9 protein-coding genes are annotated in these 12,611 nt (G+C 40.7%); 3 read left to right on the top strand and 6 right to left on the bottom strand.

Annotation, left to right across the window (positions count from 1 at the left end):
• Window positions 1–2 precede the first annotated feature (2 nt).
• Window positions 3–125, top strand: coding sequence for a hypothetical protein (locus OQ5_RS25005; protein ID WP_255297615.1), 123 nt, complete (start codon window positions 3–5; stop codon window positions 123–125).
• Window positions 126–383: 258 nt separating this feature from the next.
• Here the strand turns inward: OQ5_RS25005 and OQ5_RS0117260 are convergent, their stop codons facing one another.
• From OQ5_RS0117260 to OQ5_RS0117275, 5 genes are all read right to left on the bottom strand, one after another.
• Entirely contained in the window at window positions 384–1,709 is a 1,326-nt protein-coding gene (locus tag OQ5_RS0117260; RefSeq protein WP_016778681.1) for a DUF5125 domain-containing protein, read from the bottom strand.
• 268 nt (window positions 1,710–1,977) lie between these two features.
• Window positions 1,978–3,468, bottom strand: a complete 1,491-nt coding sequence (locus tag OQ5_RS0117265; RefSeq protein ID WP_016778682.1) for a glycoside hydrolase family 30 protein — start codon at window positions 3,466–3,468, stop codon at window positions 1,978–1,980.
• Between the two features lie 109 nt (window positions 3,469–3,577).
• Window positions 3,578–4,174: a RagB/SusD family nutrient uptake outer membrane protein gene (locus tag OQ5_RS25010; protein WP_016778683.1), complete on the bottom strand. Its 597-nt coding sequence runs from the start codon at window positions 4,172–4,174 to the stop codon at window positions 3,578–3,580.
• On the bottom strand, window positions 4,175–5,092 hold the full coding sequence (locus OQ5_RS25015; protein ID WP_255297616.1) for a RagB/SusD family nutrient uptake outer membrane protein: 918 nt from the start codon (window positions 5,090–5,092) through the stop codon (window positions 4,175–4,177).
• 12 nt (window positions 5,093–5,104) lie between these two features.
• Complete coding sequence (locus tag OQ5_RS0117275; RefSeq protein ID WP_016778685.1) at window positions 5,105–8,092, bottom strand: SusC/RagA family TonB-linked outer membrane protein; 2,988 nt, start codon at window positions 8,090–8,092, stop codon at window positions 5,105–5,107.
• Between the two features lie 707 nt (window positions 8,093–8,799).
• Between OQ5_RS0117275 and OQ5_RS0117280 the strand changes: the two genes are divergently transcribed.
• Together OQ5_RS0117280 and OQ5_RS21505 are read left to right on the top strand one after the other, a co-directional pair.
• A complete protein-coding gene (locus tag OQ5_RS0117280; RefSeq protein ID WP_016778686.1) occupies window positions 8,800–9,141 on the top strand; it encodes a hypothetical protein in 342 nt (113 codons plus the stop codon).
• A gap of 47 nt (window positions 9,142–9,188) precedes the next feature.
• A complete protein-coding gene (locus tag OQ5_RS21505; protein WP_016778687.1) occupies window positions 9,189–10,361 on the top strand; it encodes a methyl-accepting chemotaxis protein in 1,173 nt (390 codons plus the stop codon).
• Window positions 10,362–10,694: 333 nt separating this feature from the next.
• Here the strand turns inward: OQ5_RS21505 and OQ5_RS0117295 are convergent, their stop codons facing one another.
• On the bottom strand, window positions 10,695–12,038 hold the full coding sequence (locus tag OQ5_RS0117295) for a family 43 glycosylhydrolase (RefSeq protein ID WP_026055370.1): 1,344 nt from the start codon (window positions 12,036–12,038) through the stop codon (window positions 10,695–10,697).
• Between the last annotated feature and the right edge of the window lie 573 nt (window positions 12,039–12,611).

Below are 12,611 nucleotides of genomic sequence, written 5' to 3' on the forward strand. Positions count from 1 at the left end.
AAATGGAATTAACCAACAAAGAAATGGCCAGTATATTTAACATTTCAGTAAGAGGGGTAGAAACGGCCAGGTACCGATTGAAAAAGAAATACCCCGAAATCCATGAATTGATTGGTCAGCCCTGATCAGGGAATCAGACGAGTGGCAAATAAAGAGCAATAGCCCTGTACTATATTCCGGGCTATTGCTCAAAACCTCCACCAATAATTCAAAGGAATTATTAGTCCACTCCTAAAAGTCTCTTTTTACTAATCTCTTTGTTGCACTAATTTTTTAAATCCTCATAAACAATCAGTTAACTCCGATTCAAAAAATTTCTTGCGCATAGACCTTGACAAAAATACCTCTTTTAAGAGCAGACTCAATTATCAAATTAGTTTTAGCTATTGTTCCAAAACAGACAGAACAGCATTATCTTTCCCGGCAGTTATGTCCACTTCAAAAACATAAGTAGCGCCCTCCGCCAGCGTTACTCCTTCAATCAATCCAAGATTTCCGGGATCTCTCCCATTTGTTCCATCACCAACAAACACAATATCACTGTTGGTTGTCAGGTTATCGTTTTTGTATTCACCTCCCCACCCTTTCTGATGAAAGAATTTAAAGTTGATGGCGGCAGCATTGACAGATTCGCCTGCAATTACTGTTACCTGGTACTTCTTTGGCGTTATTTGTGACATGCAAAGTGCTTTATCAGTATTCCATCCTACTTCATTAATTAACGAAGGTTTTCCAATATCTGTTCCGATTATCCAAAGAGCCCCGCTTCCGTCATCCTGGAGGGTTGCCAGTTCATCTCCCTGCATGGCTTCCACAACAAAATAACTAAACTCGAAGTTAGCTGTAATCCTGTACTTTCCGGTAACGGGAAGGAAAGTAAAGGTGCCGTCTTCATTGCTCCCAAAAAAGTCGGGGTCGATCCACCATTGTTCAATATCCGGGATTCCGTCTACTTCAATTGTTTGGTTTTGTTCCAATTCCAGTTCCACTTTATAGTTGTTGTCATCCACCATTGTCATTTCTTTGCCGGCAAATTCAAGCGTTATAAATGGTGCCCCTTGATAAGTAAGCGTATTAAAAGTAATATCATACTCTCCCGCTGTATAATTTGAGAATGTTATCGGAGCCTCTGTACCTTGTATTATACCACCATTTTCCCACCCAAAAGTAATTACATTTCCATAATCATCAAGTACTGGTGTTTTGATATATCCTTTTACTTTCTGCGGAAAATTATCTGTAACCTGGTATTGATACAAATCAATCCGGTTCATTTGGTATTCTGTCAGCTCTGTTACAAAAGTAAGATACGGATAATCGGGACGTGAGATATCCAAATTATAGTTCTGTTCCTCAATAGCGAACTCAATATTTTGAAGGACAAACTTCAGGGTTGCCGTCCCATCGGGAATGTCCTTAAGAAACGGCACATAAATTTTCCCATTGTATTCTCCTTCTGTTTTGGTACGAATTACAGTTTCCTCTACCATTTCATTGCCAAAAAACAATTGTGCTTTAAGAGTAGATAATGGTACCTCTTCAGCATCCCTTACATCAGCAGAAAAAGGGATACTGTCACCAAAATGAGCCTGATTGATTTCATTGTTTAATGTCAATTCCGGTTGTCCGGTTACCTCTTCGTCTTCTTCACACGAAACAAGAAACAAAACCGGTAGTAATAAGCTGAGATAAAATATTGTCTTTTTCATACTTAATCTGTTAATTTGAAAATTTTAAAACATGATGAAACGAGCATGTAAGATTTAAACGCATCCTCATTATGCAAAGCCTTGCCATATTCACATTTCATCTTTTCTGTTTTTCAAAGTATGAGCCCGGTCTAAAAAGCATCTTTATTGCCAAACTCTGTGTTGTTTTAAATTTTTGCATCCTCATTAACAACAAGTTAACTCCGGTACAAAAAATTAAAACGCCTTGATTTTGACAAAAATATGCTTTTTATACCGCACTCAAGGATTATTGATTCCATCGATACGATACAACCGACTGTGCCGGAACGTCATAAGAAAAATGGTTATCCCGGTCGCTTATGGTTATCATTTTTTTTTCATCCGTATCGTTCATAAGGACAAATGCAAAGGAGCCGTCCTTGTTTTCAAAAGCACTGTAAATAACGCCGTCGGCTTCATATCCTGATGTACCGATACGAACAGCTCCGGGTTTTACTACTGCAGCGAGATGCCCTATAATATAATAATGCGAATTGCGGGTAATCGTTTTATAATCATCTGCACTGATGTCAACCGCTCCAAAGCAGGTTTGGCAGCCGCCTTCTCTGTTGGGGCCACGATTTGAATCAAGCATCAGATTCCAGACGATGACTGCTCTACACCATTTATTTACGGTCTCCAAAGCAACGTACTCCATATCGTCCATCAACCTTTTTGACAAGTTTCTGCCATCATTCCATGTGCCGATAGAAGTTTCAGTAAAAATGAGCTCCTTATGGGGTGCTTTTTCATGAATATCGAGTAACTCGTCGCTCACACCGCCGTAATTATGGTAGGCCGCACCTTTGATATACTGTCCTGCTTCTTCATCCTGATATATCTTAACAGGATAATCCTGTTGATCACTCATGTTGTCATAATTGTAGTTGTGATCAAAAACATAAAGTTTTGTGTCCAGGCCAGCTTCTTCAAGTGCCGGGCCCAACACTTTTACAAACTCACGTTGCTCTTTCCATCCCATAAACAGAGAAGCCGAATTACCCCTGTTCAATGGTTCATTCTGAGGGGTAATGGCATCAATGTGGATGCCGTGTTGTGCAAAAGCCTGTATCCACTTCACAAAATAGGTCGCATACTCGTCGTAGTAGTCGGGGTTCAGATGCCCGCTGGTCCAGGAGTTGTAGGGTTGCAAATCAGTCAGGTTATTCACTTTCATCCATCGCGGACTTGTCCATGGAGACCCCAAAATTTTAAGATCGGGGTTAATCTCCAATACATCGTGCAAGACAGGAATAACATAATCGAGTTCCTCGGATTGCAAACCAAAGTTTTCAATACCTGGAGTGTCACAGCACGTATATTCGCTGAGAGAAAAATCGGAACATCCAATAGATATGCGAACATAACTGAATCCCATTCCAGTATTATGAGAAAAGGTTTCTTTCAGGAAGGTTTCACGGTCAGCTGCATCCATTTGCATCAGGTTATAGCATGATGAACCGGTAAGAGCTGCACCAAACCCGTCCATTTCCTGGTATCTGACAGCAGGATCGATGGTAATAGTAGTCGGCGACATATTGGAAGTTTTGCTGAAATCCACAGCTCTTTGGGCAAAATCGTAAGCCCGGTCTGATGTAGTGATGAATAATTTCACATCCCCTGTTTCCTTTACATCGGGAACCGTTTTGCCCGGATCATTGTCCTTATCTTCTGAACAAGCACCACACGACATAAACACCAATCCCATTATTAAAACATATAATATTTCTCTGATCATTATCGAATTATTTTAAGATTCTGTATAAAAACTCATTGGCCTTCCCATGCAGACACCAGGCAATAAGCATTAAAAACATTGTCAACTAACCAAATGCCTGAACATGCTTTTAATAGCCGGGATTTTGATCAAGATTAGTATTAGCATCTAATGCTGTTTGGGGAACTGGAAGCAGTTCAGAATTTTCTGTATAGGGTCTTGCCTGCGGTAATCTTCCGCTGTCGCGATTGTTGATTGAATTCATAACTGTTTGCAATTTCCCGTTTCGGATAAGATCGAACAGTCGATGTCCTTCAAAAGCAAGCTCTAACCGACGCTCATTCAGCACTGCATCCGTCATTTGCTCTTTGGAAGATTTAACAGATTCCGGCAACCCTGGAAGATTAACTCTTGCCCTGATTTGGTCCACAATAGTTGAAGCTGCATCAAGTTCACCGTTCCAGACCAGCGCTTCCGCCTTAAGCAACATAATATCAGCGAGTCTCAGTTTAATGATACTATTATTGCCGGAACGCATTTTGTACATAAAAGGATAATGATCAGACGGATAGTACAAACTCCATCCGGCCTCGTAATAAACTATCGACTGATTCATCCGGATGTCATCTCCTTCCGCTTCAAAAGCAGATATGAGGTCTCTCGAAGGTGTTACCCATTTTGCCCATGAAAAATTCTGGTCCCAGTCAAGCAAATTGCGACCAAACATCTATGTTACCCAGTTTCCACTACCAGTAAAAAACTGAATCTCAAAAATAGATTCGGATGTGTTGCGCGCGGCAATATCGGTTCCTGCCTCATTCATTCTAAAAAGAAGTGAATAATCATCAACCAGTGAGAATCCGTCATTAATAACAGAATCGCAATAAGCAATCACTTTATCATAGTCACGAACAGGTTCTTCAGCGTAGGCTTTGGCCAGGAGCGAACGGGCAACCGCTTTGGAAAGTATTGTTTTATTCTGGCTTGCTTCCGGTGCATCCGGTATGGCTGAAGTTAGATCTTTAATAATTTGCTGGTATGCCTCCTGCGGTGTGTTTTGGGAAGGGAAATAAGTCGGATAAACTTCTTCGATATTAGCAGCTGTAATGTCTTCGGCCTCTTTGGTAATTACCGGTATGTTTCCCCAAAACCTTACCATATCGAGCATAACCATTGCCCGGAATATTTTCGCCTCGGCTTTCCATTGAGCTCTTTCTAAATCGGAGAAAGAGGGATCGGGAACCAAATCTATATTTTCTATAATGGAATTGACATAAGCAATATCTTCCAGATAGCGGTTCCAGTCACGTGTTATCACACTGTTACCCCCGTCCAGCGAATTATCTTCGAAAGGCATAACCTCAGCGCCAACGGTACCTGCATAAGCATTATCAGAACGGACCTCTGTAATCATTAAATAATCGAGATACCAGTGTTCCTGACGTCCTCTGAATAGTTCGTACATACCTTCATATTGGGAAAGCATTTCACTGCGGGTCTCAAACTTAATACGATCTCCAGAATCATCGGAGCGTCCCAGAGTCACTTCCGAGAATTCGGAAACAGGGTCTTTGTCCAGCGAGCAGGAAACCAACGCCAAAAGCATCAGAATACCAATTACTTTGGTTAGTATATTAGTTCTCATAATATTAATCGATTAAAATTCAACATTAACACCAAAAACAAACGATTTTGTCTGGGGATAAGTACCCCAGTCGATGCCCTGAACAGCACCACTATTTCCCCATTGGTTAACTTCGGGATCCATACCCGAATAGTTGGTAAGTGTAAGCAGGTTGGTAGCTGTTACATAAGGCTGCAACCTGGCAATTCCCAAACGACTTAGGAAAGCCTTTTTAAATTCATAAGCAAGGGTAATGTCTTTTACTCTTAAATAGCTGCCATCTTCAACAAAATAAGAAGACGTTTTGATATCGAACCCGGCTTTAGGCGTATCAGTAATCTGGCCGGGAATTCTCCAGCGGTCGAGAATCGCTTTCGACTGATTCTTGCCATCATACATACCTTCAGTTTCGATACGCGAAGCATTGTAAATATCGTTACCATAGCTTCCCTGGAGCAACAGGTTCAGAGAAAAACCCTTATAGGTAATCGTATTGGTCATCCCGAAAGTAAAATCGGGATTGGGATCACCAATATAAGTCCGGTCAGTGGTAGAAAGAATACCATCTTCGTTAACATCACGATACATTAACTCCCCTGTTTCCGGATCAACGCCATCGCTGATGTATCCGTAAAAGCCGCCCAATGGTCTCCCGGGTTCAATCCGAACAGCATATTCATTGACAAATTCACTTGTGACAGCATAATTGTAAACTTTAGTCAGCTCAAGAGCGGTCAGTTCATTGCGATTGAATGAGATGTTAAAATCGGTATCCCATCTGAAGTTTGGGCGTGTAAAATTGTGAGAACTCAGCATGAACTCAAAGCCGGTGTTTGTCATTTCGCCCTCATTTCGACTTATCGTATTTGCAGCAGCTGATCCTGCAGGAAGGTCTACTGTCATCAACATATCGGTGGTCTTTTTATAGTACCAGTCCATCATAAATGTCAGGCGATTTCTCAAAATAGTCAAATCAACGCCAACATTTGTCTGGGTAGTGGTTTCCCAGGTAAGATCAGTGTTACGCAAATTGGCCTGACTAAGAATGACCGTGGCATTCTGATTCCCTTCCTCCCACCAGTTTTGACGAATAATATTATACCGTTCCAAATAGGCATAGTCGCCGAGTCCCGACTGATTACCTGTTTGTCCCCATCCGCCTCTGATTTTCAAATCATCGATCCAATCGATACCAGCCATAAAAGGTTCGGATGACAAACGCCATGCTGCGGAAGCAGATGGGAAATAGCCCCAGCGGTGATCGGGATGAAGCTTAGAAGAACCATCGGCACGCATATTTAAAGTCAACAAATATTTGTCGCTGAAGTTGTAGGCCAGGCGGCCAAACCAGGACATAATAGCCCATTCGGAGGCAACCGTACCATTGCCTGGCGATATTTTATTGGCGGCATTCAATGTTTTTATACTTCCATCACGATAATGAGAAGCGCTTTGATAACTTTGTGACCATTCAGAGGTGGTTCCGGAGCTGCCCGCCATTAAATCAAAACTATGGTTGTCAAAAGATTTGTTATAGTTCAGTACATTATCATAGACCATTACCGTACTTAGAGACCGGTTGTCGCTGCCCAGTCCGTAATTTGATCTGCCCCAGGCTGTTTTAACCGGATCAAGGAAGGAGACAGAGTGATTATAGCTCCTGTCAAGAGTGATGGAAGATTTCAATCTCAGATTGGAAGCAAATGTTATCTCAGCTTGTCCCGTAGCAAGTAAGCGTTGAGTATTGGATCGATTGTCTTCACTTCTTGACATATTTTCAACAGGATGCGTAATGTTTACCCCGTAAAAATTGTTGTAATACCGGTCAGGTTTTTCGGTATCCCAAATTGGCGCATAAGTAGGTGTATTAATTACTGATAAGACGACACCTGCCCTGTTCGCTCCTGTTCCGGAAATAATTCCATTCCCTGTATAATCTGAATAGGAAACATTTGCACCTACATTCAGCCACGGACGTATTTCATTCTCAAGGTTAGCTTTGAAATTGTAGCGCTCAAAGAACGAGACTTCAATAACGCCTTCTTCACGCGTATAACCGCCGGTTATATAATAATTCATTTTTTCATCACCATTGGAAGCAGAAATCTGATAATTCTGTGTCAGTGCCGTTTGGTAAGTTTCTTCGTACCAATCGGTCTGATCAGTTAGATTATCGGGCAATGAAATGTTCAGTTCCATATCGCTCAATAATTCACGATATTGTTCCAGATTCAAAGGTTCTATTTTGTTGGTTAAATCGGTTATGCCAACATGACCGTTGAAAGTAATTTTTGCTTCGCCGGATTCTCCGCTTTTGGTCGTAATTATCACGACTCCGTTGGCAGCACGCGATCCATAAATAGCTGCTGAAGAGGCATCCTTCAATATCTGCATGCTTTCAATTTCATTCGCAGAGAGATAAGAAATATCTGTCATTGGAACCCCATCTACAACATACAAAGGATCGTTATTACCATTTAAAGAAGTTGTACCACGAACTCGCACAACCATCCCTGCATCCGGAGCGCCGTTGGGTTTAATGACAGAAACCCCGGCAGCACGACCCTGAATGGCTTGTGCTACATTTGTAATAGGTTTCTTTTCCAGTTCTCTGGTAGAAACCGTTGATATGGACGTGGTAACATCCTTTTTCTTTACGGAACCATAACCTATTACCACCAACTCGTCGAGGGTGGCCAGCTCTTCCTCCATTTGAAGATTGATAACGGTGCGGCCGTCTACCGGAATTTCAGTTGTTTTCATTCCGATGAACGAAAATACAAGCGTTGCGGCAGGGTCAGCAGAAATGCTGTATTCACCATTCATGTCGGTGATTGTTCCCATAGTAGTTCCTTTTATGATTACAGAGGCTCCTGGTAAAGGCATATCCTGCTCATCCGTGACAGTTCCGCTAACTGTCAGTTCCTGAGCCAAACTCCCCTGGGTAAGCAGGAAAAACCCACTCAAAAGGAATAAACTGCATAAAATTTTTTGTTTCAAAATTTTCGTTTTTTTCTTCATTGCATTTTGTTTTAGTTAACATTGCTATTTCCTCTGACGATGTGTGAACATCTATTAAAAATTCAAAAGCGAAGTAAATTTTTTGACAACAGGAAAAGAAAAAACAGTTTACATCTTAGTTACACCATTCCGGAGAAGAGCACATTCTTTTCTACTTCATATCAATATATATTACTGATTTACTGACAATAAAAGGATTAAAATATGATTTACTAGGGAGAAAAATGTTGCTTATATATTTTTCTTCATTGGCATAAAAATTAGTCGAAAAACCTGCCCGAAGTTATTAGGAGAACTCGCATGGTTAATGGATACTCACTCGTTTCCCGGGAAAACGGGATGAGTTGTGAAAATTTTTGGGATGTTCGTTTTATGTATCTCTTTTTGTGCAATATCCTATGAACTTACTCATTACTTTTACAAACAATGACAATCATTGATCTTTCGCAATAAATTATTAAGACATAAATAAACGACTATACCTGACTAACAGAGATAATGGGAAAACTTTCTAAACAAAGCCCTCAAATAATTCTTGTTGTTTCATAAAGAAATATAAACAGGCAAACAACCGGTCAAAATATCCGTAAAATCTTACCACTTCACAGTACCTGCTTTATTTCAATTATGCCTTCATAACTCAATAAGAGTAGAGGAGAGCTTCTTTTTCTATAAATCATTTGAAACCAAAAACCGCATTACACATTATGAAGCAATTCAGACTATCCGACTTAAAATTCGGTACTAAAATTTTACTGGGATTTTCCGTTATTATTTTATTATTTGCAGCCAATGCTTTTTACACTATGACAATGCTTTATCTGGAAAGGGATCAACTCATTCAGATCAATGCCGAATATGTTCCTGCAACAGACTATTCCACCAAAATTCAGACACATTGGCTCAAATCCAGATACCATATCATCAGGTATGCGAAAGGGGAAGGTCTGGATGAAGCAAAAACCGGGCAAGCTCATGCAGATTCGGCCCATACTTTAATAACGCAGGCGATGGAAATGGTACAAAAACCGACGCTTCGGAAGAAATAAAGGAAGCTTTCAGGGAAATTGACCGGGACATAAACAAATTTGAATCAATGCTAAACCAATACATTGATATCAAAGAAAGCTCATTCATTGCAGATGAAGAAGTTGAAACGAATGAACTGGCCACCATATTATCAGAAATGACCGCATTATCCGAAATGATAGACGGTGAGAGCGAAGAAATTGCAAATACCTCATTCAACGATATTGTTTCTAAAATAAAGGATGCCGAAAATGTAATGATAGAATCCATTGCTCTGCTCACCACCGTTTTAATAGTAATCATTGCTCTGGGACTTATTCTGGCTTACTTGCTTTCTTCATCATTTGCCAAAAGTATCAAAAACGGAATTAAAATAACCGAACAAATATCGAAAGGCGACCTTACGGTGGATATCAATCATAAATACCTTTCCAGAAAAGACGAAATAGGAAGCCTGGCCAGAGCAATGGATCACATGAAAAACAACCTGGAGCGCGTTATCGGAAACCTGATGAACGGAATTGCTAATATCACCCTTGCAGGAGATGAACTGAGCAATGCTGCGCAGAAAATATCTTCTGGTGCCAACGAGCAGGCATCTTCTGCCGAAGAAGTTTCGTCAACCATGGAAGAGATTGCATCGAACATTGAGCAAAACTCAGCCAATGCAAGCAAAACAAAAGATGTTGCATTACATGCCACAGAAAGTGTCGAAAAAGGAAACAAAGTTGTACAACAAACAGTAGAATCAATTAATTATATCTCAGAAAAAATTAAGATCATTAATGATATTGCTTTCCAGACAAATATTCTTGCTTTAAATGCAGCAGTGGAATCGGCCCGTGCCGGTGAAGAAGGAAAAGGATTTGCGGTGGTTGCTTCAGAAGTTCGGAAATTAGCCGAACTCAGCAAGGATGCTGCCGATGAAATTATAAAAATTTCGACCCAAACAGTGAACATCTCTAACGATGCCGGTGATGCTCTGAAGAATGTAGTACCTGAAATTCAGGAAACCTCATCGCTGGTTGAAGAGATTACAGCATCCAGCTTTGAACAAAAATCCGGAGCCGATCAGGTTAATGAAGCACTCTCACAGCTCAATCTGGTTATACAGCAGAATGCTGCTTCTGCCGAAGAAATGAGCAGCACTTCCGAAGAGCTCGCCAATCAGGCGGAAGAGTTGCGCCAACTGGTTAAGTTTTTCAAAACCGATACAGGAGATGCTACTTTGGAGAAATGATTCTGATACTCAAATTCTTGCAAACAAGCGGCCGCTCAGCTCCCCCACTTGCTTGCAAGAACTTATGGGATAATCATTTTCAAGAGATTGAGGGCACTTTTCGCCGTTTTAACGAGTCCCAATACTCCGGCCATCTGTTCGCCCTCTTTCTTCTTATTGGTTGAATGAAGCTAGTGTCGTGTCAAGCATAAAATGTCGCACCAGGCATCACTGATTTTCGTTTTTTCTTCATGATAAAAAGCTTACGTAGCTATGGCTATGCGCGCTTTTTCTCATTTTGAAAAAAGCAAAAATCAGTTTCAACTTATACGACAGTTTATACATGACACGACACTATTCAAACTTAATCCAGTCAACAGAAAATGCGGTATTCTCGTCAGAAACAACAAAAAGATCATGAACACCGGTAGGACTATTCTTTAACCGTGTATTCTCAACTGCCCAATCATTGGTATTTTTCATATCTACAGTGGCCAGGACATCTCCATCGGGAGCATCAAGGCGGATTTCGAAACGACTGCCTGTTGGGGACATAACTTTTGTGCCAACTACTTTGTAGTTTTTGTCATTAAAGTCGACTTTATTATACCTCACCCACTCTCCTTTTTGACTTAAAGTAACTTTCCAGCCTTTATGTGTGTCAAGCGTGTCAATAAAGGCTGTTTTTACACCATCCCCGGAAATATCACTGTAACGGTCAATCTGAATCCGTTTATCGGCACGTGTTATGCCTACCCCACGTAATGTTGGCGTTACTTTCCGGATGGTACCATCGGTATTAAAAAAGAGGCTGTCGGCTCTGATAGAACGGTTTTTGTCGAAATGGGGTGAAAGATCGTTGTGATGATAGAACAAATACCACTGATCGTTATATTCGATTATAGAGTGGTGGTTAGTCCAGCAACCGGTAGGCGATTCGTCCATAATTACGCCCTTCATTTCGAAAGGCCCCATAGGATTGTCACCTACGGCATATTCTAAACGTTCGGTTTTATTTTCGACATGAGGAAAAGTTAGATAATAAGTGCCATTTCTCTTAAAAACCCAAGGTCCTTCTTTTAGTCCCTCTGAGGGCAAATTCTCAATTTTGTGCGGCTCTGATGCCAGTTCCAGCATATTATCTTTTAGTTTAGCCACGAAAATATCGCCCATCGACCAGTAAATATAGGCTTGTCCATCGTTGTCAATCAGAATATTAGGGTCAATCCCAAAAATACCTTCGATTGGTTCATCTTCCACAACATACGGTCCTTCGGGATTATCGGCTATAGCCACCCCAATACCAAAACCTTTCCGGCCGTTAGGTCCAACGTTCTTTGTATTGGCAGGGTAATAAAAGTAATACTTGCCGTTGCGTTCGATACAATCGGGCGCCCACATACTGTAAGATGTAGAATCCACCCAGTCGGCATCGTACTGACTGACAATCATACCGTGATCGATCCATTGCGTAAGATTCTCAGACGAAAATACGTGATAATCTTCCATGCAAAACCAATCCTCCCTTAAGCCTTTTCCCTCAGGAGCAGGAATGTCGTGCGATGGAAATACATAAACTCTATCGTTGAAAACCCTTGCCGACGGATCGGCAGTAAACTGATCCATAATCAGGGGATTTTGGGCTAATAGAGCCGGAATAGTTACTATCCATGCAAGAATACTTAATATTGTTTTCATAATAAAAAAGTTTAACGGGTATTGAAAGGCCATTTTGCAATCGGTTTTTCTATTTGCCTTCTTCAACCTTTTCATGATAATGGGGGCAGGTTTCAGGAGCCTGGTAAATTTGCCGGTAAAAACTACACATCAAAAAAGAAGCCACCCACATCATTAAATAGTGAGCAGCTTCCAATCTACTAATCAACAAATTCCTTTCAGGGTGTGAATTGCTTTAAAAATTCCCCGGAGAAAACTTTTAAATTTCCTAATCACTAATCACTTTTTGATCAAGCAATAAGAAACAGCACAGAACAAGTCTCCGGGGAATTCGAGAAAAACGGATTTTTAAATCGTTTAATCTAAAAATCCGCTCTTCACCAGCTATTTAAAGAGCTTTTTTTCATTATCCACTTTGCTTAATTAGTGTCTGTCCATAAAGTGCCATTTACTGTGTTACGCTCGTCCGAATATTACTCATTTACGATGAGCAAACTCCGTTTCTGAACAGACACATGAAAAGTAGGAAACTTTTACTACTTTATAGACACGCACTAAATAAATAAGCTGATACAAATGTAAAGTTGACTTTTA

Source organism: Anaerophaga thermohalophila str. Valhall (assembly GCF_000250735.1).
Lineage (GTDB): Bacteria > Bacteroidota > Bacteroidia > Bacteroidales > Marinilabiliaceae > Anaerophaga > Anaerophaga thermohalophila_A.

Excerpts from the sequence above, each read along its gene's own strand:
- OQ5_RS0117265 (WP_016778682.1), bottom strand. The coding sequence starts at position 3,468 with ATGATCAGAGAAATATTATATGTTTTAATAATGGGATTGGTGTTTATG.
- OQ5_RS0117275 (WP_016778685.1), bottom strand. The coding sequence starts at position 8,092 with ATGAAGAAAAAAACGAAAATTTTGAAACAAAAAATTTTATGCAGTTTA.
- OQ5_RS25010 (WP_016778683.1), bottom strand. The coding sequence starts at position 4,174 with ATGTTTGGTCGCAATTTGCTTGACTGGGACCAGAATTTTTCATGGGCA.
- OQ5_RS0117260 (WP_016778681.1), bottom strand. The coding sequence starts at position 1,709 with ATGAAAAAGACAATATTTTATCTCAGCTTATTACTACCGGTTTTGTTT.
- OQ5_RS25015 (WP_255297616.1), bottom strand. The coding sequence starts at position 5,092 with ATGAGAACTAATATACTAACCAAAGTAATTGGTATTCTGATGCTTTTG.
- OQ5_RS25005 (WP_255297615.1), top strand. The coding sequence starts at position 3 with ATGGAATTAACCAACAAAGAAATGGCCAGTATATTTAACATTTCAGTA.
- OQ5_RS21505 (WP_016778687.1), top strand. The coding sequence starts at position 9,189 with ATGCTAAACCAATACATTGATATCAAAGAAAGCTCATTCATTGCAGAT.
- OQ5_RS0117280 (WP_016778686.1), top strand. The coding sequence starts at position 8,800 with ATGAAGCAATTCAGACTATCCGACTTAAAATTCGGTACTAAAATTTTA.
- OQ5_RS0117295 (WP_026055370.1), bottom strand. The coding sequence starts at position 12,038 with ATGAAAACAATATTAAGTATTCTTGCATGGATAGTAACTATTCCGGCT.